The organism is Actinomadura sp. NPDC048021 (assembly GCF_040653135.1).
Lineage (GTDB): Bacteria > Actinomycetota > Actinomycetes > Streptosporangiales > Streptosporangiaceae > Spirillospora > Spirillospora verrucosospora.
Genome location: NZ_JBEZJQ010000017.1, coordinates 99,463 through 123,311 on the forward strand (window position 1 = coordinate 99,463; position 23,849 = coordinate 123,311).

A 23,849-nucleotide genomic window follows, 5' to 3' on the forward strand; every position below is an offset into this window, starting at 1 on the left:
AGGGTCCCCGCTCGGCCGCCCTCGGTGTTGACGCCATATGGCCGATCATCCGGACGACCGGGTGCCCCGCCCGGAACACCCCTCGTCCGCGATGGCGGTGTCTGGAGGTGTGCCGACCCCATGGCACAGCAGACGTTGACACGGGAGTCGGCGAGTCGCCCGAGCCGGCTGCCGCGCCGGCTCGCCGTGCTGATGCGCCCGGAACTGCCCAGCCTCGCCGGGGAGATCATCGACGAGGTGCGCCGTTCGATCCCCGAGTACGGGCGTCCCCTCAAGGGGCCCTACGTCGAGGCACTGCGCATCGGAGTCGACCGTGCCCTGACGGACTTCGTCGACCGGGTCGCCAACCCGCTGGAACCGAGCGTGCGCCATCAGGAGACCTACCGCAGGCTCGGCCGCTTCGAGGCCCAGGAGGGCCGGACGCTCGACACCCTCCAGGCCGCGCTGCGCATCGGCGTCCAGGTCGCGTGGCGGCGCATCATGAAGGTCGGGCCGCGCCGGCGACTGTCGCCCGAGGTGATGGCCCAGCTCGCCGACGCGCTGTTCGCCTACATCGACGAACTGGCCGCGCTCGCGCTGGAGGGTTACCTGGACGCCCGCCCGGACGGCGAGGCGGAGGCGCACCGCCGCCGCCTGCTGGAGCTCCTGCTCCGCCGCGACGTGTCGTCCCGCGTCCTGGCCGAGGCCGCCGAACGGGCCGGATGGACGCTGCCGGACGAGGCGACCGCCGTCGTGGCCCCGCCCGGCGCCCGGTACGTCCGGGCCCTCCTGGACAAGGACGTCCTCGCCGACCTCACCGCCACCCAGCCGTTCCTGGTCGTTCCCGGAAGGCCGACCCCGGAGCGCCGGCGATCCCTGCTCCGCGTCCTGCCCGACAGGCAGCTCGTCATCGGCCTCACCGTGCCGATCGCGGGCGTCGCCGACTCGCTGCGCTGGGCGCGGTGCGCCCTCGGCCTGGTCGAGACCGGTGTGCTGGAGGACGCCCCGGTGATCGACTGCGAGGAGCACCTCATCACCCTCTGGCTGCTCTCCGACCAGGCCCTCGTCGACCAGCTCGCGCACCGCCACCTCGGTGGGATGGACGGCTTCAGCCCCCGGCAGCGCGACCGCCTGCTGGAGACCCTGCACGCCTGGCTGGTGACCCGCGGCACCGCCAACGACATCGCCAGGGAGCTCGGCATCCACCCGCAGACCGTCCGCTACCGGATGCGGCAGGTCGAAGGAGTCCTGGGCGACCGGCTGACCGACCGCGAGGCGCGCTTCGCGATCGAGGCCGTGCTGCGTGCGACGCGGTTGCGCGCACGCTCCGCGCGGCCGCCCGGCACGAGCGCCGCGTGGGATGGCGTCGCCGCGCGGGAACGAGCACCGGTTGACAATCGTCCAATAGCCGCTCGGCGCGAATTGAGCACCTGAAACGAACCTTGACCTGCGGGGTTGATTCCCCGAATCGCCGCATGCTTCCATCCAATCCAATGCAATTCGGCGGAATAACCGTAATGCGGTGGAGGTGCGTTCGGGGTGCGTTCACGATCGGCTTCGCTCCTGGCCGGATTCGGAGCGGTGACGCTCATCGGCATGGTGGGCGTCCATCCGGTTCTCGCGGACGAGCCGACCCCCACGCCGACCACCACCGTCACCGAAACGCCGAGCGACCCGCCGACGGATCCGCCGACGGATCCGCCCACTGATCCGCCGACGGATCCGCCGACCGACCCGCCCACTGATCCGCCGACGGATCCGCCCACCGACCCGCCGACCGACCCGCCGACGGATCCGCCGACCGACCCGCCGACGAAGCCGCCGACCAATCCCCCCACGAAGCCGCCCACTCATCCGCCGACGAAGCCGCCGACCGGCCCGGGCAAGCCCAGGACGCCGGTCCTGTCCCTGGGGCTGACGGTGTCGGCGGCGACGATGCGGCCCGGCGGCTCGATCACCGCGACCGTGCGGGTGGCGTCGGCGAACGCCACCGCGAACGGGATCGTCCTGCGGATGTCGGCCTCGGGCGCCACGGTCGGTCCCGGGGCGCAGTCCCTCGGCAGTGTCGGATCCGGCGGCGCCTCCGCGATCGCGACCGTGCGGGCCCCGTCCGGTGCGAAGCCCGGCGTGATCACCCTGCGTGCGGCCGTCTCGGCGGCCCGTGCCAGGAGCGTGTCCCGCAGCTACAAGCTGATCATCACATCCGGGTCCGGGGCGCTGCCGCCGGGGATCAGCCCGACGACGCCCGGCGTCCCGCCGCTGACCCCGCCGGACTCCGACCCCCTGGCCGGGATGACCGGACCGCAGGTGGCGCTGCCGCCGATCGTGTCCGCCGAGTCCCCGCAGATCGCGCCCGACTCCGGGCCGCTCGTCCCGGTGTCGAACCTGCACAGGCTGCCCCCGGAGCCGTTCACCATCGAGGAGTTGACCGCGCTCCAGGCGGGGTTCCTCGCCGCGTTGGCGGCCGGGGTGGTGCTCCTGCTGCTCCGGATGCGGCTGATCCGGCGCTCCGACGGCCGTGTCCCGCTCGCCGCGCGCCGCCGCCTGCGCGCCGCCGGCTCGCGGGTCGCGGACAAGCGCCCCACCGCGGCCCGGCTCCGCACGCTCCCGCCGCAGCCCGCCCGCGCCCGGCACCCGCGCCCGCTCCAGCCGGTCCCCCCGATCCGGCTCTCCGTCCGCCGGGTCCACACCGCCCGCCCCTGACCACCGCGTCCGCCGGGACACGGCTTCCGGAGTCCGCCATGGCGCCGGCGGGGGCCCTGCGCCAGGAGGTCAGCGGGCCAGGAGGTCAGCGGGCCAGGCGGATCAGGATCCGGCAGACCTCGTCGATGATCTCGGCCGCCTCCGCCTCGTTCTCCGCGGTCGCGATCTCCCGCCCGGCCTCGCCGATCACCGTCGTGAGCACCAGGCTCAGCACCTGCTCGGGACGTCCGGCGGGCGCGTCGCCGGACGGGCCGCGCAGCAGCTTGGTGTTCTGCGCGATCCAGTGCTGGGCGCGGCTGCGCCGCATCAGCGACGACCCGGACGGGCCCTCCCCGGCGAGGAACAGCCGGGCGGCCTCGCGCCGCTCCCAGCACACCCGCAGGTAGGCGCGGGCGCCCGCGATGAACAGCGCGATCGGGTCGGACTCGCCGTCCTTGCGGGCGGCGGACACCGCCTGCGCGGCGCTCGCCTCCTGCTCCTCGGTGAGGTCCTCCCACAGCGCCACGTAGAGGCCGGCCTTGCCGCCGTAGTGGTGGTAGAGGCTGCCGACGCTGATGCCGGACCGCTCCACGATCTCGGCGATGCCCGCGTCGGCGTAGCCGCGGTCGGCGAAGACCCGCAGCGCCGCGGTCAGCAGCGCCTGGCGGGTCGCGTCGGCGCGGGCCCACTGGCGGCTCCCGCCGCCCTCGGCCCCGGCGCCCTCACCCGTGCCGTTCGCCCGCTCGTCGCCGGCGCGGCGCGCCCTGCTCGTCCGCATCCCCCCATGGTGCCAGGCCGGGCCGCCCCGGTGGGCTCAGTACCAGTTGTGCGCCTGCCACCAGTCCCAGGCGAGGCACGGGTCCTTGTAGCGCGCCTTGATGTAGCCGAGCCCCCATGCGATCTGGGTGGGGGAGCTCGTGCGCCAGTCGGCGCCCGCGCTGGCCAGCTTGGAGCCGGGCAGGGCCTGGGGGATGCCGTAGGCGCCGCTGGAGGGGTTCTCGGCCCGCTCGTTCCAGCCGCTCTCGTGGTTCCACAGCGTCAGCAGGGACGGCCAGCATCGGCCCCATCCCTTGAGCTCGTTCATCTTCTTGCCGTACGCCTTGTTCTGCCCGGCGCTCGGGTTCGACTTGGCGAGCCGCTCGCGCTCCTGCTCCGCCTTGAGCTTCGCCCGTGCCGCCGCGTCCCGCTTGGCCTTCTCCTTGAGCCGCTTCAGCTCGCGCTGGTGCTCCTTGTAGGCGCGCTCCTTGGCGACGGCGACCGCGTCGGCCGCGACCTTGTCCATGTCGGACGCCGAGGTCAGCTTCGCGAGCATGTCGTTGGTGGACAGCCCCGCGCCCGCGGCCTTGGGCGGCTCGCTGGCGTCGTCGACGAAGCTGCCGAGGTCGACGACCGTCAGCGCACCGCCGATCGCGCCGATCGCCACGATCGTGATGGTGACGTTGCTGGTGAGCACCCGCCGGACGCGGCGCCCGCCCTCGCGCGGCTCCCGGAAGGTCTCCGGCTCCTCGTACGGGCCGCGGGGGTCGTCCGGCTCCGACGGATCCGGTCCGTGGGGTCCTCCCGTGCCGCGGGCGTCAGCGGACGTGCGCGGCTCCGGAACGCGCGTGGCGCGCCTCGTACCGGCCCTCCTGGAGCCGCGACGACTCCCCGCGCCCCCCTGAGCGCCTCCGGTTTCCTCGGCGGGACGTCTGCGTGTGCCGTGACTCTGTGGCATAGGAGAAGACTGCCTTATCGCCCGGGTGTGGTGCTCTCGAAGAGCAAGTACGCAGGCCGGACGATACCCGGTTCACCCGGCCCGACGTCCACGGCCGCGCTCCCCGGCGGGGTTCAGCAGTTCCACGTCGCCGGCGGCCAGGCGCGCGGGCTGCAGCGCCTCGAACAGCTCGCGGTGCATCCCGTCGAACGCCGCGAGCGCGCCTCCGGGCGCCTCCAGCGCCATGCTCACCTCGTTGGCCCGCTCCCGTCCCGCCGCGGTGATCTCGACGAGCGTGGCGCGCCGGTCGCGGGGATGCGGGGTCCGGCCGACGAGCCCGGCCGCCTCCAGCTGGTCGACGGTGAGCTTCACCGTCGTCGGGTGCATCATCAGGATCCGGCCGAGCGCGCTCAGCCGGGCCCGCCCGTGGACGGTGAGCGCGAGCGTGGTCAGCAGGAAGTAGCCGGTCCGGGTGAGGTCCAGCCGCTTCAGCTCCACGTCCAGGGCCTTCTTGAGCAGCTGGTTGAGCCGCCCGACCGAACAGATCGCCAGGAACGGCCACGGATCGCCGAGCAGCCCCTGGCCTTCCCAGCGGTCGCGCACGCCCATGACCAGCGGGTCCACGCCGTCGTCCATCTCGTCTTCTACGCCTCGTCGCGCCTCGGTCTGCACCGGCTGATCGTAGCTTCGGACAAAACCAGATGTAAGTACTCGCTTCTTAGACCTTCTTCCAATAGAGTGCCTCAAATCACAGGCGGAGCCCGTGTGCTCTGGAGGGTGCGCGGAGTCGCCTGTGGTACCGGTCTCGGCCGAGACCGCTGTGGCGCGCGAACGAGCATGACGAGGGCGCCCCCGCGGTACCGGCAGGATCCGGTGTTTCGGATGGGCGCCGACGTCCGAGCACGAAGGAGGCTGGAGTGACCCTTCTCAACCCCGCCCCGGGGGAGGGCACCGGCTGATGGCCCTGAGCCTGACCAAGGCCCCGGACCTGGCACGCAGACGCGTCGGGAGAGCACTCGACGAGACCGGACTGCTGTGCGTGACCCTCCTGGAGGGGCTGCGCCGCACCTGGGACCTGCGCCAGTGGTGGGGCGAATTCGTCGAACAGTGCTGGTTCCTCGCACGCGTCACGAGCGTGCCGGTCATGCTCATCGCCGTGCCGCTCGGCGCGACCATCTCGCTCCAGGTGGGCGACATCGCCCGGCAGCTCGGCGCGCAGTCGGGCACCGGCGCGCTGCTCACCGCGGCGATGATCCAGCAGGTGGCGCCGCTGGCCGCGGCCCTGCTGGTCTCCGGCGTGGGCGGATCGGCCATCACCTCCGACATGGGGGCCCGCAACATCCGCGACGAACTCGCGGCGATGGAGGTCATGGGCATCAACCCGATCCACCGCCTGGTCACCCCCAGGCTGTGGGCGGCGAGCACGGTGTCCGGACTGCTCTGCTCGGTGGTGATCCTCGCGGGCGTCATCGGCGGGTACTACTTCAACGTCATCCAGCAGGGCGTCAGCCCCGGCGCGTTCTTCGACGGCGCCACCACCCTGCTGCAGTTCTCGGACCTGATGATCACGCTGTTCAAGGCGTGGGTGTTCGGATTCATCGCCGCCGCGGTCGCCTGCTACATGGGCATGAACTGCGACTACGGCCCCGTCGGCGTCGGCCGCGCGGTGAACCGGGCCGTGGTCGTCACCTCGATCGTGGTGTTCGCGACGAACTACATCCTCACCATGATCTACCAGGTCCTCTTCCCCCCGAGGTTCTGATGGTCGCCATATCCCCCGTCCGCAAGCTGGGCCGCGCCGTCAGGGGCCGCACCGCGGGCCTCGCCGCGTCGGCCGACCTGCCGGTGTTCCTCGGCCGGGTCCTGTACCACCTGCTGTTCGACATCATCATCCGGCGCAAGTACGGCAAGACCCTCGCCAAGCAGGTCAGCGACATCACCGTCGGCGTGGGCGCGCTCGTCATCGGCGGCGGCATGATCTTCGTGATCGCGACGATGTCGCTCGCCACCGGCGCCATGGTCGGCCTCCAGGGCTACCCCGGGCTGGAGCGCATCGGCGCCGAGGCGTTCACCGGCCTGGTCGCGAGCTACTCCAACGTCCGCGAGGTCACCCCGATCATCGCGGGCGTCGCGCTGGTCGCCCAGGTCGGCACCGGGTTCACCGCCGAGATCGGCGCGATGCGGATCTCGGAGGAGATCGACGCGCTGGAGGTCATGGGCATCAACTCGCTGGCCTACCTGGTGTGCACCAGGGTCGCCGCGGGCGTCATCGCGCTGGTGCCGCTGTACCTGGTCTCGCTGTTCATGGCGTTCTTCGCCACGAGGTTCATCACGATCCAGTACTTCGGCCTGTCGCCCGGCATCTACGACTACTACTTCCACCTCTACCTTCCGCCGATCGACGTGTTCTACAGCGTCATCAAGGTCGCGGTGTTCGCCTTCATCATCATGTTCATCCACTGCTACCGCGGCTACTACGCGGCGGGCGGCCCGGTCGGCGTCGGCGTCGCCGCCGGCCGCGCCATCCGGGAGTCGACCATCCTGATGATCCTGATGAACCTGGTCCTGTCGTACATCTTCTGGGGCCACGGCAGCACGGTGAGGCTGACCGGATGAGCGACGAATCAATGTCGAGCCGCTCCCGGACGGTCTTCGGGCTGGTCGGGGCGGGCGTCATCGCGGCGGCCGCGGCGTTCGTCGCGGTCGGCTCCACGCCGTCCCACGCGGGCTCCACCTACTACGACGCGACGTTCGGCCGCGCCGGGCAGGGGCTCGACCCCGGCAAGTCCGACGTGAAGGTCCGCGGGATCGCCGTCGGGGCCGTCGAGGCCGTCAAGCTCGACCGCAACGGCAGGGTCACCGTCCGGCTCCGGGTCGACAAGGGCGTCAAGGTGGCCGACACGGCGGTCGCGACGGTCGAGCCGGTCTCGGTGTTCGGCCCGAAGGACCTCGCCCTCGACCTCGGCGCGCACGAGCTCACCGGCCCCTACCTCAGGGACGGCGGGCGCATCGCGAAGACCAACGACCCGCAGGAGCTGTCGGACACGGCCTGGCCCACCTACCGGCTCACCCGGGCGATCAACCCCGACGACGTGGCGACGATCCTGCAGACGTTCGGCGCCGGGCTCGCCGGACAGGGTCCGGCGCTGCGCCGCACGATCGACAACGGCGCGATCGTCGTCGACGCGACCTACAAGGACCGGGCCGCCATCCAGTCGCTGCTGAGCGACATCAACGGCCTGTCCGGGACGTTCGAGTCGCGCGGCGACACCCTGACCCGGTTCGCCGGGGACTTCAACCGGCTCTCCCAGGTCGTCAACGAGCGGCCCGACAAGGTCACCCAGCTGCTGGACGAGTCGGCGCGGCTCGGCCAGACGGTCGGCACGAACCTGGAGCAGCACGGCCGCAACATCGGCAAGATCATCGACTCGGGCGGCGAGGTCGTGCGCGTGTTCAACGGGCAGCGCCGCAACGTCCCGGTCCTGCTCGACAGCCTGACCGGGTTCTTCGGCCTGCTGGCGCAGATCATCCGCATCCCCGGCCCGGAGGGCACCCTGATCGCCCAGGCGCGCGACGACCTCCCGCTGGACATCTGCCAGATCCTCATCGACGTCTGCCCGGTCAAGCCCAAGACGACCGCGTTCGACGTGCCGCTCCCCGGCGCGGGCGGCAACCAGGGCGGGCAGCGCCGCACGGCGACGGGGACGCGGCCGTGAGCCCGCGGCTGCGCGGCAAGACCGCGCGCGGGCCGGAGTACACCACGATCCTGAAGTTCACGGTGTTCGTGGCGCTGACCGGGCTGCTCACGTTCTACATCGGCCAGCAGATCCTCGGCACGAGCTTCACGTCCCGCTACCGCCTGTCCGCCACGTTCGACGACGTCACCGGCCTGCTGGAGGGCGACGCCGTGAAGGTGGCCGGCACGCCCGTCGGCCAGGTCGAGAGCATCAAGGTGGTGCGCGGCAAGGCCGTGGTGAAGATGGCCGTCGACAAGGAGGTCCGGCTGCCCTCCGACTCCACCGCCGCGATCCGCTGGCGGAACGTGATGGGGCAGCGGGTCGTCTACCTGGAGCCCGGGAAGGAGCGGGGCAGGCTGGGCGACGGCGACCGCGTCCCGCACACCAGGTCGGTGGTGGACCTCGGCGCCATCGTCAACAGCCTCGGCCCGCTCACCCGCAACCTGGACCCGAACCAGCTCAACAAGATCCTGTTCGCCTTCTCCCAGGCGCTGGACGGCAACGAGCAGAACATCTCGCTGCTGACCGACAACCTGGACCTCCTGCTGCAGACGTTCGCGGCCCGGAAGAAGACGATCAAGGGGATGATCGACGACTACGAGACGGTGAGCGACGCCATCGCCACCCGGGACCGGCAGATCGCCGCCAGCGCCGACAACCTGGAGTCGCTGACCCGGGTCTTCGCGAACAACCGCAGGCTGCTGGAGAGCGCGGTCGTGGAGGTCGCGGGCGTCACCACCAACCTCAACCAGGTGCTCGGCGGCAACGACGCGCAGCTCGCCCGCATCATCGCCAACCTCGGCAGGTTCAGCGAGACGTTCCGGCTGAACGTCGACCAGCTGGAGAAGATGGTGCAGCAGCTCCCGCTGACCCTCCGGCAGCTGTTCGCGTCGGCGAACGGCGGCCACTACCTGCGCACCAACGCGCTCTGCCTGAACGTCGTGCAGGGCCCCTGCCCGTTCCCGATGGAGCTGCCGAGATCGCCCGGCGCGGGGCAGCCCAGCAAGGACGACCTCACCAAGCTCAGGAAGATGCTGATGGGGGGTGGCGGCTGATGGCGCTGAAGTCGCTCCGGGACGTCAACCACAAGATCGTCGCGATCGTCACCCTGACCGCGCTCGGCGCGGGCTGCGTGTTCGCGTTCGCCCTCGGCCAGCTGCACCTGCTCGACCGCGGCTACACGATGAGCGGCGAGTTCAGCGACACCGCCGGGCTGAAGAAGGGCCAGGACGTGCGGGTCGCCGGGGTGAAGTCCGGCCGGATCACCTCCGTGGAGCCCGACTTCGCCCACGGCAGGGTCATCGTCTCCTGGCACGTGAACGCCGGCATCGACCTCGGCCCGAAGACCCGCGCCGACATCCAGACGACGACGCTGCTCGGCGGCCGGTACCTGCGGCTGTCCGGCCCGGTCTCCAAGCCCTACCTGGCGGACGTGCCGGAGTCGCGGCGGCGGATCCCCCTGTCGCGCACCAGCGTCCCGTTCACCGTGCCGGAGGCCCTGGAGGGCGCGCAGAACATCGTCGGCAGACTCGATCAGCGCAGCGTCGACAAGCTGCTCACCGAGATCAACAAGATCAAGTCGCCGGGGGCGGTGAAGCTGGGCCGCATCCTGGCCAACATCCAGGAGCTGTCCCGGACGCTGAACGACTCCTATCCGGAGATCCAGCGGCTGATCGAGAACAGCAAGACGATCACCGGGACGCTGGCGAGCAAGGACCAGGAGCTGCGTCAGATCATCGACGCCAGCCAGGTGCTGCTCCAGTCGCTCGTCCGGCGCCGCAACGAGCTGGCCGCGGCGATCGGGCAGGGCAGCCGGACCGTCCGGACGCTGTCCAACGTGATCTCCAGGAACCAGAAGGAGCTCGACACCCTGCTGGACAACCTGCACCTGCTGACGACCCGGCTCGCGCCCAACATGGACGCGCTGAACACCGACTTCTCGCTGCTCGGCCCGACGTTCCAGCAGGTCGCCAACCTCAAGGGCAACGGCCGGTACATCGAGGGCCTGCTCACCGGGCTCGGCCCGCTGCAGCCGGCCGGTCCGATCTCCACGCGGCGACCGCAGGGAGGCAACTGATGAGCGGCGACGGCACGGGGGGACGGCCCCCCGAAGGCCCCGGCTCCGTCCCCGGGCGCGGCCGGCTGCGGGGCGTGGCCGTCGCGCTCGGCCTCGCCCTGACCGCCTCGCTCGGCGGCTGCTCGCTCGCCCCGTCCGCGGGCGGCGAGCGCACGATGGTCGTCTACGTCCCGAAGGCCCGCTCCTTCTACAAGGAGTCGAAGGTCAAGGTGATGGGCGCCGACGTGGGGCTCGTCGACAAGGTCGAGAACCAGGGCGACCGGGTGAAGGTCACGTTCCATCTGCGCCGGGACGTCCCGCTGCCGAAGGGCGTGCAGGCCTCGATCGTCCCGCTGAACCTGATCGGCGAGCGCAACCTCGTCCTGCACCCGGCGTGGAAGCCGGGGGAGGCCAAGGAGACCGCGGACGTCATCCCGATCGAGCGCACGCACGTGCCCGTCGAGGTGGACGACGCGCTCAGCTCGTTCACCAACCTGGCCAACGCGCTCGACCCGACCAAGATGCAGACCGCCCTCGGCACGGCCGCCGACACGGTGAGGGGCAACGGCAGGGAGTTCAACGCGACCCTGGAGCAGAGCGCCCGCCTCGTCGAGAACGTCGCCGGGCAGGACAAGGAGCTCATCGAGGTCGCGCAGAACCTCAGCCGGCTGGCCGGGGTGGTGCGCGGGCGCGAGCAGATCCTCGGCACGATGATCCGCGACTTCGGCACCGCGAGCCAGGTGCTGAGCTCCGAGCGCGGCGAGCTCCAGCAGCTGATCAGCGGCATCCTGGAGCTGGCGAAGAACGGCGACAAGCTGCTGCGCAAGTACAAGGGGAACCTGCCTTACGACCTGGCGGTCCTCACCCGGACGGCCCTGATCCTCAAGGGCAACGCCAGGGAGCTGGCGCAGCTCATCCGCGTGCTGCCCGGCATCAGCGACGCGCTCATCGGCGGCTACAACCCGAAGAACAAGTCGCTGCAGATCCGGTTCGCCACGGACGCGTTCCTGCGGACCTGGCTCAAGGGCCTGATGAACTCCGACGACGTCGACTGCCCGCTGCCCGCACCCAACTCCAACTGTCCCTGGCAGAACGGAGGCAACTGATGGGCAGGTCCCTCCTCACCGGCCGGCTGCTGCTGGTGCTCGTCGCGGTCGCGGCCCTCGCCGTCTCCGGCTGCTCCTACAAGACGGCGGGCGCGCCGAAGGGCGGCCTGACGCTGACCGCCACGTTCGACGACGCGCAGGGCCTCGTCGCCGGGCACAGCGTGAAGATGTCCGACCTCACGATCGGCACCGTCACGAAGGTCGAGCTCGCCGGCTACCGGGCGAAGGCGACGCTGGCCATCGAGGACGACGTCAGGATCCCGCGAGGCACCCGGGCCGAGATCAAGGTGACCTCGCTGCTCGGCGAGAACTACGTGGACCTGCAGATGCCGCCCGGCGCGAGCATGGACCGCGGCCCGTTCCTCGCCACCGGCGCGGCGATCACCGACACCAGCGTCCAGCCGGCGTTCGAGCAGGTCGTCGGGCAGGCCGGGCCGCTGGTCCAGGCCCTGGCCGGGAACGACGTCGCGACGGTCGTGAACGCGGGCGCCACCGCCCTGGACGGCAACGGGCAGAAGCTCAACAAGACGATCGCGCAGGTGAACGCGCTGCTGGGGATGTTCGCCGAGCAGCGCCGCGAGCTCGGCGAGTCGGTCGACCGGTTCGCCCGGCTCGGCCGGTCCCTCGCCCGGGGCAGCGACGCCCTGAACGAGACGCCCGCGCAGCTCGAACGCACCACGCGGCTGCTGAACAAGGACAAGTACAAGATCATCGAGATGGTCGACAAGCTCACCAAGACGGCCCACGAGCTGAACGACAAGGTGCTGGAGGGGCGGATCCAGCGGTTCCGCTCGCTGCTGCGCGACCTCGACCCCGTCCTGCAGCAGCTCGGCAGCAACCGCAGGCGGCTCACGGCGCTGGTGGACGGCCTGGTCCAGTTCACCGACAAGCTTCCCCGGGCCACCTACGACGGCCAGCTGCTGCTGTACCCGCTGCTGCGGATCGTCTGGCCGGACGGGACGCCGATCTTCCCGGGCCTCGGCCAGAGCCCCAAGAAGAAGAAGGCCGGGACGCCGGAGATCCCCAAGCAGCTCCAGGGCGCCCTTCCGGACCTCGACAAGATCCTGGAGCCGCGCGGATGAACAGACGGCTGACGATCAACCTGGCGGCGTTCGGCGTGCTCGCCGCGGTGATGGTCGTGTGGGCGTTCAACAACGTCGTCCGCTTCGACTTCATCGACCGGCCGTACCACATCACCGTGGAGTTCGAGTCGTCTCCGGGCCTGCACCCGAACTTCGAGGTCGACTACCTCGGCCTGCGGGTCGGCAAGATCGACTCGGTGCGGCTGGAGAAGGACAAGGTCGTCGTCCGGCTGGACATGGAGCGCGGCGTCAAGATCCCGCAGGGGGTCACCGCCGCCGCGGCGCGCAAGTCCGCGGTGGGCGAGCCGGTGGTCGAGCTGACGCCGGGGCCGGGCAGGTCCGGCGCCCCGCCGATGAAGCCCGGCACCGTCATCCCGGTGTCGCAGACGAAGGTCCCGCCGAAGTACGGCGACCTGTTCGGCGCCGTCATCGACACCCTGAAGGCGATCGACCCCGACGACGCCAAGGTGCTCACCCAGGAGCTGGCCGCCGGATGGGCCGGGCGCGAGGGCTCGCTCCGCCAGATCGTCAACGGGAGCGACGACCTCACCCAGACGTTCGCGCAGAACACCGAGCTGCTGGACGGGCTGACCAACGACCTCGGCCGCATCACCCACGTGCTGAACCAGAACCGCGGTTCGCTCGGCGCCGGGATCGACGACCTGGCCGCGCTCATGGCCGCGCTCAGCCAGGTGCGCGGGCAGATCGCCGAGCTGCGCGACCGCGGCCCCGGCCTGCTCGCCACCGTCAACGACCTGCTCGACCAGACCGGCCCCGACTTCGGCTGCGCCGTGGACATGCTCGGCAACCTCGGCATCGGGAGCTACGACCCCGACTACCTCGACGACCTGCGCAAGACGCTCGCGGTGGCGCCGCAGCTCAAGGTCGTCCTGGACAACGTGATCGGGAGGGACCAGGGCCAGCCGGTCCTGAACGTCGTCTTCCAGGTCACGCTGAAGAGGCTCGCCACGCTGGAGTACAAGTACCCGCGCGCGCAGCCGGCGGTGAACCGGATTCCGACCTGCCCCGGCGGCCGCACCCCCGCGGTGACCAAGCAGAAGCCCTACAAGGCGAAGAACCCGGGCGAGACGATCCCCACCCACGATCCCGCCCTCCAGCGGAACGTGCAGGCCAGGAAGGCCGCGAACGAGAGCGACTCTCCCGGCGGACCGCCGATCTGGCTGGTGTACGTTCCCCCGATCATCGCCCTTCTGGTGCTGATCAGGGTCATGATGGGCTCGGTGCCCGTGGTGTCCCGCCTTTCCCGACTGCGTCGGGGCAAGGACTGACCCCAACCCGAGGAGTATCCGAAGTGACAGCCAAGACCACCAAGGGCGGGTCCGACGAGGTCGAGGCGGTCCCGGCCGAGGAGGCGGCGCCCGAGACGGCCGAGGCCGCGGAGCCGGAGGCCGCCGAGCGGCCCGCCCGGCCCGCCGCCAGGCGCAAGCGCCGGGTGCGGGTCATCGAGGTCATCGACGACGAGGACCTCGACGAGGTTCTGGAGGCGCTCGACGCCGAGGACGAGGAGGCCCCGGACGAGGCTCCGGCCCGTCCGGCCAGGCCGGCGGCGAAGCCCGCGGCCAAGGCCCCCGCCAAGCCCGCCGCCAGGCCCAGGCCGCGCCCGACCCGCCTCGAACCGCCGGAGGACGAGGTCGAGGAGGAGGAGACGCCGAAGAAGGCCCCGGCACGTCCGAGCGCCTCGGCGTCCTCTTCGGACCGGCCGGGCGTCTTCGGTCTCGGCATGGTGCAGGCGGTCGTGGTGGTCGTCCTTGTCGCGCTGCTGGCGAGCCTGGCGATCTGGCAGTGGACGAGCGCGAGCTCCCTGTCGTCGAAGCAGGACGAGCGGGACGCGGTGAGCGAGGTGGCGTCCGCCTACGGCGACGTCGCGCTCAACTACAACGCGCAGAACTACCAGACGCAGATGGACAAGGCCCAGAAGCTCATGGGCGGCGACCTGCTGGAGAGCTTCAAGAACACCACGCTGCCCAGCCTCGGCGAGACGTTCAAGAGCAACCCCGAGCTGTCGCTGACGTCCAAGACGAACCAGGTCTTCGTGGGCAGCGTGGACGGCAGGTTCGCCACGGCCGTCGTCATGGTCGACATCGACGTCCGGACCAAGGACGGCGCGACCGCGGCCCCGGCGACGCTGCTCCGCCTCGCCCTGGCCAAGATCGACGGGAAGTGGAAGGTCACCAAGCAGTACGCGTCGGGCGTCAACGACCAGAACCAGAACCAGCAGAACCAGCTGCCGGCCGTTCCGGGCGGGGGCGCGTCGAAGTCGCCCGCGGCGGAGAAGAGCGGCAAGCCGAAGAACTGAGCCCGCGAGGCCCGAGCGAGCGCCCCGGCACGGAAGCCGTGCGGGGCGCTCGCGCGTTATGCCTGCGACGGTGTCGCGCGGCCGGCGGGCGGCCGGACGGAGACGGGGGCATCATGGCGATCGTGACGGAGCAGGACGGGCAGGGCACGGCCGTCCCGGACGCGCTGGTGCACGAGTTCGGCGCGCTGCTGGGCGCGGCGTCGGTGCTGGAGCGGATCGCCGGCCGGGAGCTGGAGCGCCGCTGCGGCATCCGGCACGCGGTCTTCGAGGTGCTGCTGAGGCTGTCCGGCGAGGGCGGCGACTGCGCGGTGTCGATGGGCGGGCTGGCCGGCGAGCTGATCCTGACCAGCGGCGGCATGACCCGCATCGTCGACCGGATGGAGGAGGCCGGGCTCGTCCGCCGGGAGCCGGCCCCGGACGACCGGCGCCGCCAGAACGTGGCGCTGACCCCGGCCGGGCGGGCGAAGCTGGACGAGGCCCTGCGGGTGCATGCCGAGACGCTCCGCGCGCACTTCGCGGGCCCTCTGACCGAGGAGCAGCGCCGCGTCCTCGTGGACGCGCTGCGCGTCCTGCGCACCACCGCCCGCGAGGAACTCGGCGACCTGCGCTAGCACGGCGCCGAGCGTCCGCTAGCGGGAGTAGTGCTCGACGACGAGCTGCTCGTCGCAGAGGATCGGGATCTCGGCGCGCTCCGGCAGCCGGGCGAGCCGGGCGGCGAGGGCGTCGTGCCGGACCTCCAGGTAGGGCGGGACCTCGGCGGCGTGACCGCCGGCCGCCGCGACCTGGAACGGGACCATCGCGCGGCTCCGCTCGGCCACCGTGATGACGTCGCCGGGCCGCAGCTGGTAGGACGGGCGGTCCACGCGGCGGCCGTTCACCAGCACGTGGCGGTGCACGACGAACTGGCGGGCCTGGTAGATCGTCCGGGCGAAGCCGGCGCGCAGGACGAGTGCGTCCAGCCGGCGTTCGAGGTCGACGAGCAGGGCCTCGCCGGTCTTGCCGCCCGTCCGGGCGGCCTTGTCGAAGGCGTTGCGGAGCTGCGCCTCCCGGATGTTGTACTGCGCGCGGAGCCGCTGCTTCTCGCGCAGCCGGACCTTGTAGTCGCTCTCCTGCTTGCGGGCGCGGCCGTGCACGCCGGGCGGGTAGGGGCGCGCCTCGAAGTACTTCACGCTCTTCGGCGTCAGCGGGATGCCGAGGGCCCGGGAGAGCCGCACCTTGGGACGGGGGTTGTTCATCACGCTCCTTGATGGTTAGGTAATCCTAAGTTAGGTAAGCCTAACCTGAGACGTCAAGGAGGCACGGTGCCGCGAGCGGAGACCACGCAGGCCACGCACACCATCCAGGGCCCCACGGCGGCGGAGCGCGCGCGGACCCTCGCCTACGGCGTCGCGGACGGCGTGCTCGTCGCGCCGGGCGTGCCCCACGCCCCCGTCCCGGCGCACACCACCGACCGGGACGGCCGGCCGCTGCTGCTCGTCCGGGCGGACGCGCCCATCGCCGCGGCCCTGGCCGGCGAGGACGACGTGCCCGCCACGCTGCGGATCAGCGACGTCGCGCCGGTGCCGCTGCCGGACCGCGTCCGCGGCCGGGCCTGGCTGCACGGCTGGCTGGGCGAGGTGCCGGACGGAGAGCTGCGCGCCGCCGCGCTGCGCCTCTCCCACGCGCACCCGCGTCCCGAACTGCTCGACCTCGGCGCCGGGCGGGACGGCCGCGAATGGACGGTCCTCGCCCTCGACGTCGCCCAGGTGGAGGTCGACGACGCCTGGGGGAGCGCCATCCTGGAGCCGGAGGAGTACGCCGGCGCCGCGCCCGACCCGTTCGTCGCCGTCGAGGCGGGCATCCTGACGCACCTGGACTCCGCCCACCGCGCCGAACTGCCGCGGCTGCTGCCGGAATCGGTCCCGCCCGGACCCGTCCGGCCGCTCGGGCTCGACCGGTACGGCATGTGGCTGCGCTGCCCGGCGCCGCCGCCGGACGCGCCGTCCTCGCTCGACGTGCGGCTCCCGTTCGCCGAGCCCGTCAGTGATCTCCACGGTCTGCGGAGCGTGTACCGGAGGCTGTTCGCCCGGGCGACCCCGTAGTGCGCGGGGGAGGCGGTACGTACAAACCCCGCCGAATGCCAGTGATCTCCCGGATGGCGGGCGGGCCCCCGCGCGGGCGATGATCGAGTCTCCGGTCGAGGACGCCGCTTCATTCCCCGGCCGGACGGCCTCGACCGCCGGTTCGCCCCTGCGGGGTGGGCGGGCCGGCGGCGAGACGGTACCGGCCGGCCGGGGACGCGGCGCCTTCGGCCGGGCCGGTGGTCCGGCGCGGTGCGAGCACGAGCATGAGCAAGGGGGCGCACCGGGCCACTGGTCGCGATTGGCCGTTTCCGCCGCGCCGATCCCGCCGCACGCTGGGAGCATGACCGCACATCACCCGCAGACCCGAGCCGTGCACCCGCCCGTGATCGTGCCCGAGGGCAGCCGCCCGCTCGGCGTCCCCATCTACCAGGGCCACCTGTTCTCCTTCGACGCCTCCGACGCGCTGGCCGCCGCGTTCCAGGGCCCCGACCAGGCGTTCTTCTACGCCCGGATGGCCAACCCGACCGTCCGCGCCCTGGAGCAGTCGCTCACCGAACTCGAAGGCGGGGCGGGCACGCTCGCCACCGGGTCGGGCATGGGCGCGGTCAACGCGGTGCTGACGGGCCTGCTCCGCAGCGGTGACCACGTCGTCGCGCAGGCCGCCCTCTACGGCGGAACCCACGCGCTGCTCCAGGACCTCGCCGCGCGGTGGGGCGTGGAGGTCACGTTCGTCTCCGGCGACGACCCGGCCGAGGTGCGGGACGCGCTCCGCGACACGACGAGGATCCTCTACCTGGAGACCGTCGCCAACCCCACCACCCACGTGACGGACCTGCCCGCGCTCACCGAGGCCGTCCGCGGGACGGGCGTGCTGACCGTCGTCGACAACACCTTCGTCCCGCTCCTGTGCAGGCCCATCGAGCACGGGGCCGACATCGTCGTCCACTCCACGACGAAGTACCTCGGCGGCCACGGCGACACCATCGGCGGCGCCGCCGTCTTCGCCGACCCGGCCGTCCACCGGCGGGTCTGGGAGCACGCCGTCGAGCTGGGCTCCACCCCCGACCCGTTCGCCGCCTGGCTGACCGTCCGGGGCCTCGCCACGATGCCGCTGCGCGTGGCCCGGCAGAGCGAGTCCGCCCTCGACATCGCCCGGCGCCTGGCCGGTCACCCGTCGGTCGCCCGCGTCCACTACCCGGGGCTTGAGGACCACCCGCAGCACGAGATCGCCCGGCGGCTGCTGCCGGACGGCGCCGGCGGCGTCCTCGCGTTCGAGCTGGCCGGCGGCCGGGACGCGGGCCGGACCTTCTCCGAGGCCGTCGAGCTGGTCTCGCTCGGCCCGTCGCTCGGCGACATCGCGACCCTGGTCATGCACCCGGCCAGCACGTCCCACCGGCAGCTGGACGCCGCGGCCCTCGCCGCCGCCGGCATCGGCGAGGGAACGGTGCGCCTCGCCGTCGGCCTCGAACACCCGGACGACCTCTGGGCCGACATCGAGCAGGCCCTGCGGAAGGCCGCCTAGAAAGGAGACGCCCTAGAGGTAGAAGCCGGTCGCGGTGGCGGGGGCGTCCTGACCCTCGGGACGCTTCTCGCCCTTGCGCAGCGCGGCCAGCTCGGCGAGCGTCGCGCCGTCGGCGCCGATCTCCGCGCCGGGCACGTCCGTGCCGTCCAGCCAGGCGAGCGACTCCGCGCGGGTGAGCCGGCCCACCTCGATCTGGGCGAGGCAGCGGCCGGGACGGACCACCGCCGGGTGCAGCATGGCGAGGTCCTCGTTGGTGGTGATGGCCACCAGCACGTCCCGGCCCTGGCCGAGCATCCCGTCGGTGAGGTTCAGCAGCCGCGACAGGCCCTGGCCCGTCGACTGCTTGGCCTCGCCGCGGATCAGCTCGTCGCAGTCCTCCAGGATGAGCAGCCGCCAGCGGCGGTTCTCGTCCTCGTCGTCGCCGACCGCGACCTCCATCAGGTAGCTGGGCGTGCCGAACAGCGCCTCGGGGTCGAGGACGCAGTCGGACTGGCACCAGTCGTTCCAGGAGCGGGCGAGGGCGCGCAGCGCGGTGGTCTTGCCGGTGCCGGGCGGCCCGTGCAGGAGCAGCAGCCGTCCGGAGACCTCCTCGCGGGTGAGCTTCATCACCGCGTCGAGCGCGTCGGCGACCGGCGCGGTGTAGTTGCGCCGGATGTCCTCCCACGCGTCGGCGGTGATGGCGCGCTCGCTGCGGACGGGGCCGTGCGCCCCCATGTGCCAGAAGCCCATCTCGACGCTGGTCTCGTCCACCTTCGGCGGCTCGGTCGCGTCCTTCACCGACGCCGCGAGCACGGTCTCGGCGAGCTCGTCGGTCACCGCGGACACCGCGACGTAGGCGATGCCGCTCTTCCACCGGTTGCTCAGCAGCGTCCAGCCGTCGCCCTCGGCGAGCACCGACTCCTTGCCCTTCTCGTGCGCGACCCGCACGAGCCTGGCGCCGTCCGGGCGCAGCGGCGCCTCCGTCCGGACGTTCTCCAGCCGCGTCGACCGCGACCAGGGCTGCTCCCCGGACGCGAAGGGGCGCAGCGACAGCACGTCCATCACGTCGGCGGGGGAGTTGTTGTCGGACAGGTTGAAGACCACGGGCAGCGCGGGCTCCGGCGCTTCGGCGCCTTCCCGGGGCTCGATCAGATGCAGGACCTCCTGCGGCTTCTCCTGCGACATGGTCATGACACCGATGATCACGCCCCGCGGCGCGCCGCGTCCACCGATTTAGCCGGACGCGCCGCGCACCGCGGTCGGGCCCGCTCGTCGGGGCCCGGGGCGGGTCAGGAGCCGCCGCCCTCCCGGGCCTCGCGCTCCGCGTGGGCGGCCTTGCGCGCCTCGGCCTCCTCCAGGTCGAGCTTCTCGGCCTCCTCCGGCGTCGGCGCCGTGCCGCCGAGGTAGGCGGGCTGCCACCACGTCTCGTCCGAGCGCGGGACGTCGGGGTACTCGCGCTGCGCCTTCTCCAGCAGCTCCGCCATCCGGGCGTGCAGATCCCGGGTGACCTGCTCGTAGTCGTCGCCGCGCTTGGGGTGCATGGGCTCGCCGACGATGATCGTCACCGGCACGTTGCGCTGGAACAGCCGGCGCTTGCGGCCCTTGGTCCACAACCGCTGCGGGCCCCAGATCGCGACCGGGACGAGTGGGGTCTTGGACGCCACCGCCATCCGCACCGCGCCGCTCTTGATGTCCTTCACCGTGAACGAGCGGCTGATCGTCGCCTCGGCGAACACCCCGACGATCTCCCCGCCCCGCAGCGCCTTGAGCGCCGCCGCGTAGGAGGAGGCGCCCGCGTCGCGGTCCACCGGGATGTGGTGCATGCCGCGCATCAGCGGGCCGCCGATCCGGTGGTCGAAGATCTCCTTCTTCGCCATGAACCGCACCAGCCGGCCGGCCGGGTGCGCGGCGAGGCCCGCGAAGATGAAGTCCAGGTAGCTGACGTGGTTGCTGACGAGCACCGCACCGCCGGTACTGGGGATCTGGTCGGTCCCCTCCAGACGGATTCTGATGTTCAGGGCCTTGAACACGCCGAGAGCCGTCTTGATCACCGGTGGGTACACGAGTTCGCGCATGTAGGCACCGTACTTGAGCAACTCCTGATCAGCGAGTGCGAGGCGGGGATCGCGATGCATCGCACAACCGGGCCCAACTCTGAGAAGGTGGGTGTGCAACTGATCCGCCGAATGCTGAGGGAGGATGAGCCCCATGGAACCGTTGGACGCGGCGGCGGACGTGCACGCGCTCATCCGCGACGTGCTGCCCGCCCTGGCGCCCAGCGCCTGGTTCGATCACGGCACCTCCGAGGTGGTGCTGCCCGTGGGCCGGTCGGAGGCGCGCGCCTCCAGCTGGACGGTGCTGGAGCGCTGCGCCCGCGAGCCGCGCTCGGCGTGGCCGAAGGTGGTGGACGAGTGGGTCCGCGAGGTCGGCGACCGCGCGTTCCTCGCCGTCGGTGAGATGGAGCTGTTCGGCGACGTCCGGGAGCTGCTGCGCCTGCGCATCGTGCCGAAGCTCGACCCCCGCGACCGCGAGGGCCTCGTCGTCGTCCCCGCCGGCGACCACTTCGACGCCATGGTGATGATCGAGCACCCCCGCTACGGCGGCCCCCTCACCAAGGCCCGCGCGGGCCTGCTCGGCCTGCACAAGCTCGGCTACGTGATGACGAACACCCACGACCGCGAGCTGGCCGACGTGTCCGTGCACGACCAGCCGCTCCTGCCGGGCCGCAACGTCCGCGTCGTCGGCAAGCCCGGCAGCCGCTACGTGTCGGCGCTGCTCAGCGAGGTCCACCAGTTCGTCCCGTGGCCGAACGAGCACGGCGCCCTCGTCGGGGTCCCCTGCCACAGCACGCTGCTGCTGTACCCGATCACCTCCACGGCCGTCCGCGAGGTCCTGCCCGTCTTCGCCGACGTCGTCCGGGAGATGCACGCCAACGCCGACGACCCCTGCGCCCCCGGCGTCTACTGGAGCCACGGCGAGCGCCGCCTCACCCCCCTCTCCCCGGACGCGGCCGAGGGCGCCGGCGAGTTCGCCCTCTTCCTCCGCAAGCTCCCCAAGGAATGAGCTAGGCCTCAGCCACGGGCGCGGGTCGGGTGGCCGGAAGGCGCTCTGGCGCCTGGAGGTCGCACGACCCGCCGAGCCGGGCGACCGCAGCGACACGACACCAGACCGCACGGGCACGGAAACCCGCACCGTGGCGTAAGGATCGCCCGGCTCGTAACGGGGGTTCCAGGGGGTCGCCCCCTGGGGTTACGGCAGCTTCCAGTCGACCGGGGCGGCGCCCTGCTGTTCCAGCAACTGGTTGGCGCGGGAGAAGGGGCGGGAGCCGAAGAAGCCGCGGTCGGCCGACATGGGGCTCGGGTGGGCCGACTCGACGCAGGGGACGCGGCCGAGCAGCGGCTTGAGGTTGCGGGCGTCGCGGCCCCACAGGATGGCGACGAGGGGGCGGTCCCGGGCGGCGAGGGCGCGGATGGCCTGCTCGGTGACCTCCTCCCAGCCCTTGTTGCGGTGCGAGCCCGGCTTGCCCGGCATGACGGTCAGCGACCTGTTGAGCAGGCAGACGCCCTGCCGCGTCCAGGGGGTGAGGTCGCCGTTGGACGGCTGCGGGTGGCCGAGGTCGTCGCCGTACTCGCGGAAGATGTTGACGAGGCTGCCGGGCAGCGGCCGGACGTCCGGGGCGACCGAGAAGCTGAGGCCGACCGGGTGGCCGGGCGTCGGGTAGGGGTCCTGCCCCATGATGAGGACGCGCACGTCGTCGAACGGCTGGGTGAAGGCGCGGAGGATGTGGTTCCCGGCGGGCAGGTAGCGGCGCCCGGCGGCGACCTCGGCGCGCAGCCAGTCGCCCGCGGCGGCGATCGTCCCGGCGACGGGGGCCAGCGCGGCCGCCCATCCCGCCTCGACGATCTCCGAGAGTGGTCGTGCCGTCATGGGGTACGAGCCTACTGGGATGATCTTGGCGCCGGTGAACGATTGCCCGCTTGATCGATGTTGTGAAGTTTTCTGACCACATCAGGTCGGGACACGGGCAAATGTTCTCCAGCGCCGCGAAAAGTGGTCGATGAACTGGGTGAAACGTCCCGTTAAGTCGCTGTTACTTCCTGGCGGCCTTCATTGACCTGCGGACTTCCAGCGCATAACTCCTAAAGAGTAAGCCGGCCCAGGACGAGCGGACGGACGAGAGAGCATGACCCAGCTGACCACGGTGGACGCCACCTTCCTCCATGCCGAGAACGCGACGACCCATGCCCACATCGCCGGGCTCGGCATCGTCGACCCCGGGACCTGCCCCGGCGGCCGGCTCACCGTCCCGCACGTCGCCGAGCTGATCCGCGCCCGCGCGCACCTCGCGGCCCGGCCGCTGCGGCAGCGGCTCGTCCAGGTGCCGCTCGGCCTGGACAACCCGTACTGGGAGGACGACCCCGACTTCGAGCCCGAGCGGCACATCTCCGAGTTCGGGCTGCCGGAGCCCGGCAGCGACCGCCAGCTCGCCAACCTGGTCGCGATGCTCCACGAGCAGCCGCTCGACCGGTCCCGCCCGCTGTGGGAGATGGTCCTCATCCAGGGCCTCGCCGGCGGCCGGACGGCCGTCTACGTGAAGGTGCACCACGCGGCCGTCGACGGCGTGATGGCCGCCGAGACGCTCGCCGCGCTGCTCGACCTGACGCCCGAGCCCCGCGAGCTCCCGGCCGACGAGACCGTCCCGGCCCGCGCGCCCGGCACCGCGAGCATGCTCGGCACGGGGCTGCTGCGGACGGCGCTGCACCCGGTGCGGTCGGCGGTGTCGGCGGTGCGCACGGCCCCGTACCTGGACGAGGTCCCGGGCCTGGCGTCCGTCCCGGGCGTCGGGCTCATGTCGTCGTGGATGCAGGGCGTGCTGGGCCGCCCGGAGCTGCCGAGGGCGCCGCGGATCAGCGCGCCGCCGACGCCGTTCAACCGCCCGATCGGGCGGCGCAGGGCGGTCGCCTGCGGGGAGCTGCCGCTCGCCGACATCAAGGAGATCCGGCGGACCCTCGGCGGCAGCGTCAACGACGTGGTCATGGCGCTGTGCGCGACGGCGCTGCGGCAGTGGCTCGACAAGCGCGGCGACCTGCCCGAGCGCCCGCTGGTCGCGGCCGTCCCGGTGTCGCTGCGGCGCGGCGCGAGCGCGGCCGCGGAGCCGGGCAACCAGGTCTCGATCATGACCACGCCGCTGGCCACGCACCTGCCCGACCCCGCCGACCGGTACTCCGCCGTCCAGCGCGACATGGAGCTGGCCAAGCGGCGGTTCACCGGGACGTCGGGCGGCTGGGTGCGGGAGATGAGCGGGCTGCTCCCGGCGCCCTTCGCCGGGGCGGTCACGCGGCTCGCGCTGCGGGCCGCGCCGGCGGTGTCGCTGCGCGCGGTGAACCTGGTCATCTCCAACGTGCCCGGCCCGCAGTTCCCGCTGTACCTGTGCGGCGCGAAGGTGCTCGCCTACTATCCGATCTCGGTCATCACCGACGTCAGCGGCGGCCTGAACATCACCGTGTTCTCCTACGACGGGAAGGTGGACGTCGGCATCGTCGCCTGCCGCGAGCTCATCCCCGACCCCTCGGAGATCATCGACCACCTGGTGGACGCGCTCGACGAGCTGCGCTCGCTCTGCCGCGAATGAG

23 protein-coding genes are annotated in these 23,849 nt (G+C 72.1%); 16 read left to right on the top strand and 7 right to left on the bottom strand.

The genetic code is table 11. From position 1 onward, the window contains the following. The first annotated feature begins 120 nt into the window (after positions 1–120). Together AB0C87_RS26790 and AB0C87_RS26795 are read left to right on the top strand one after the other, a co-directional pair. Positions 121–1,413 (top strand): helix-turn-helix domain-containing protein, encoded by a 1,293-nt coding sequence (locus tag AB0C87_RS26790; protein WP_360580091.1) that lies wholly within the window; start codon positions 121–123, stop codon positions 1,411–1,413. 105 nt (positions 1,414–1,518) lie between these two features. Further along, positions 1,519–2,682, top strand: coding sequence for a hypothetical protein (locus tag AB0C87_RS26795; RefSeq protein WP_360580093.1), 1,164 nt, complete (start codon positions 1,519–1,521; stop codon positions 2,680–2,682). Positions 2,683–2,767: 85 nt separating this feature from the next. Here the strand turns inward: AB0C87_RS26795 and AB0C87_RS26800 are convergent, their stop codons facing one another. The 3 genes from AB0C87_RS26800 to AB0C87_RS26810 form a co-directional block, all read right to left on the bottom strand. Continuing rightward, the gene (locus tag AB0C87_RS26800) at positions 2,768–3,439 is read right to left on the bottom strand and encodes a helix-turn-helix domain-containing protein (RefSeq protein ID WP_345182767.1); all 672 of its coding nucleotides are present in this window, start codon (positions 3,437–3,439) and stop codon (positions 2,768–2,770) included. Between the two features lie 36 nt (positions 3,440–3,475). Then, positions 3,476–4,114 carry a lytic transglycosylase domain-containing protein gene (locus AB0C87_RS26805; RefSeq protein WP_345182766.1) on the bottom strand — a complete coding sequence of 213 codons (639 nt, stop codon included), beginning with the start codon at positions 4,112–4,114 and terminating at the stop codon, positions 3,476–3,478. A gap of 333 nt (positions 4,115–4,447) precedes the next feature. Next, positions 4,448–4,990 (bottom strand): MarR family transcriptional regulator, encoded by a 543-nt coding sequence (locus tag AB0C87_RS26810; RefSeq protein WP_353831675.1) that lies wholly within the window; start codon positions 4,988–4,990, stop codon positions 4,448–4,450. 322 nt (positions 4,991–5,312) lie between these two features. Between AB0C87_RS26810 and AB0C87_RS26815 the strand changes: the two genes are divergently transcribed. The 10 genes from AB0C87_RS26815 to AB0C87_RS26860 all read left to right on the top strand — a co-directional run bounded on the left by AB0C87_RS26815 (position 5,313) and on the right by AB0C87_RS26860 (position 15,263). Next, entirely contained in the window at positions 5,313–6,116 is an 804-nt protein-coding gene (locus AB0C87_RS26815; RefSeq protein ID WP_173392013.1) for an ABC transporter permease, read from the top strand. Beyond that, positions 6,116–6,970 (top strand): ABC transporter permease, encoded by an 855-nt coding sequence (locus AB0C87_RS26820; protein WP_179846536.1) that lies wholly within the window; start codon positions 6,116–6,118, stop codon positions 6,968–6,970. Before AB0C87_RS26815 ends, AB0C87_RS26820 begins: the two co-directional genes overlap by 1 nt. Continuing rightward, positions 6,967–8,070, top strand: a complete 1,104-nt coding sequence (locus AB0C87_RS26825) for an MCE family protein (RefSeq protein WP_345182764.1) — start codon at positions 6,967–6,969, stop codon at positions 8,068–8,070. Before AB0C87_RS26820 ends, AB0C87_RS26825 begins: the two co-directional genes overlap by 4 nt. Next, a complete protein-coding gene (locus AB0C87_RS26830) occupies positions 8,067–9,146 on the top strand; it encodes an MlaD family protein (protein WP_360580095.1) in 1,080 nt (359 codons plus the stop codon). The genes AB0C87_RS26825 and AB0C87_RS26830 overlap by 4 nt, the downstream gene beginning before the upstream one ends. Further along, positions 9,146–10,168 carry an MCE family protein gene (locus AB0C87_RS26835; RefSeq protein WP_345182761.1) on the top strand — a complete coding sequence of 341 codons (1,023 nt, stop codon included), beginning with the start codon at positions 9,146–9,148 and terminating at the stop codon, positions 10,166–10,168. The genes AB0C87_RS26830 and AB0C87_RS26835 overlap by 1 nt, the downstream gene beginning before the upstream one ends. Continuing rightward, a complete protein-coding gene (locus AB0C87_RS26840) occupies positions 10,168–11,253 on the top strand; it encodes an MCE family protein (protein ID WP_345182760.1) in 1,086 nt (361 codons plus the stop codon). Before AB0C87_RS26835 ends, AB0C87_RS26840 begins: the two co-directional genes overlap by 1 nt. Further along, the gene (locus AB0C87_RS26845) at positions 11,253–12,335 is read left to right on the top strand and encodes an MlaD family protein (protein WP_345182759.1); all 1,083 of its coding nucleotides are present in this window, start codon (positions 11,253–11,255) and stop codon (positions 12,333–12,335) included. Before AB0C87_RS26840 ends, AB0C87_RS26845 begins: the two co-directional genes overlap by 1 nt. After that, complete coding sequence (locus AB0C87_RS26850) at positions 12,332–13,624, top strand: MCE family protein (protein WP_345182758.1); 1,293 nt, start codon at positions 12,332–12,334, stop codon at positions 13,622–13,624. Before AB0C87_RS26845 ends, AB0C87_RS26850 begins: the two co-directional genes overlap by 4 nt. Positions 13,625–13,647: 23 nt before the next feature. Next, positions 13,648–14,652 carry a hypothetical protein gene (locus AB0C87_RS26855; RefSeq protein ID WP_345182757.1) on the top strand — a complete coding sequence of 335 codons (1,005 nt, stop codon included), beginning with the start codon at positions 13,648–13,650 and terminating at the stop codon, positions 14,650–14,652. Between the two features lie 113 nt (positions 14,653–14,765). After that, the gene (locus AB0C87_RS26860; RefSeq protein WP_353831669.1) at positions 14,766–15,263 is read left to right on the top strand and encodes a MarR family transcriptional regulator; all 498 of its coding nucleotides are present in this window, start codon (positions 14,766–14,768) and stop codon (positions 15,261–15,263) included. Positions 15,264–15,281: 18 nt separating this feature from the next. Here the strand turns inward: AB0C87_RS26860 and rpsD are convergent, their stop codons facing one another. After that, a complete protein-coding gene (gene rpsD / locus AB0C87_RS26865) occupies positions 15,282–15,887 on the bottom strand; it encodes a 30S ribosomal protein S4 (RefSeq protein ID WP_353831668.1) in 606 nt (201 codons plus the stop codon). Positions 15,888–15,953: 66 nt separating this feature from the next. Here rpsD and AB0C87_RS26870 point away from each other — a divergent pair, with 66 nt between their 5' ends. Both AB0C87_RS26870 and AB0C87_RS26875 read left to right on the top strand, forming a co-directional pair. Further along, positions 15,954–16,733: a DUF2470 domain-containing protein gene (locus AB0C87_RS26870; protein WP_345182754.1), complete on the top strand. Its 780-nt coding sequence runs from the start codon at positions 15,954–15,956 to the stop codon at positions 16,731–16,733. Positions 16,734–17,055: 322 nt separating this feature from the next. Beyond that, the gene (locus tag AB0C87_RS26875; RefSeq protein WP_345182753.1) at positions 17,056–18,237 is read left to right on the top strand and encodes an aminotransferase class I/II-fold pyridoxal phosphate-dependent enzyme; all 1,182 of its coding nucleotides are present in this window, start codon (positions 17,056–17,058) and stop codon (positions 18,235–18,237) included. 12 nt (positions 18,238–18,249) lie between these two features. Here the strand turns inward: AB0C87_RS26875 and AB0C87_RS26880 are convergent, their stop codons facing one another. Next, positions 18,250–19,407 carry a DUF5925 domain-containing protein gene (locus AB0C87_RS26880; RefSeq protein ID WP_353831666.1) on the bottom strand — a complete coding sequence of 386 codons (1,158 nt, stop codon included), beginning with the start codon at positions 19,405–19,407 and terminating at the stop codon, positions 18,250–18,252. A 98-nt stretch (positions 19,408–19,505) separates the two neighbouring features. Beyond that, positions 19,506–20,291: a lysophospholipid acyltransferase family protein gene (locus AB0C87_RS26885; protein WP_345182751.1), complete on the bottom strand. Its 786-nt coding sequence runs from the start codon at positions 20,289–20,291 to the stop codon at positions 19,506–19,508. A 133-nt stretch (positions 20,292–20,424) separates the two neighbouring features. Between AB0C87_RS26885 and AB0C87_RS26890 the strand changes: the two genes are divergently transcribed. Continuing rightward, the gene (locus tag AB0C87_RS26890; RefSeq protein WP_345182750.1) at positions 20,425–21,279 is read left to right on the top strand and encodes a hypothetical protein; all 855 of its coding nucleotides are present in this window, start codon (positions 20,425–20,427) and stop codon (positions 21,277–21,279) included. Positions 21,280–21,465: 186 nt separating this feature from the next. Here the strand turns inward: AB0C87_RS26890 and AB0C87_RS26895 are convergent, their stop codons facing one another. Beyond that, positions 21,466–22,143 (bottom strand): uracil-DNA glycosylase, encoded by a 678-nt coding sequence (locus AB0C87_RS26895; protein WP_345182749.1) that lies wholly within the window; start codon positions 22,141–22,143, stop codon positions 21,466–21,468. Positions 22,144–22,399: 256 nt separating this feature from the next. Between AB0C87_RS26895 and AB0C87_RS26900 the strand changes: the two genes are divergently transcribed. Beyond that, positions 22,400–23,848: a wax ester/triacylglycerol synthase family O-acyltransferase gene (locus AB0C87_RS26900; protein ID WP_345182747.1), complete on the top strand. Its 1,449-nt coding sequence runs from the start codon at positions 22,400–22,402 to the stop codon at positions 23,846–23,848. Position 23,849: the final 1 nt, after the last annotated feature.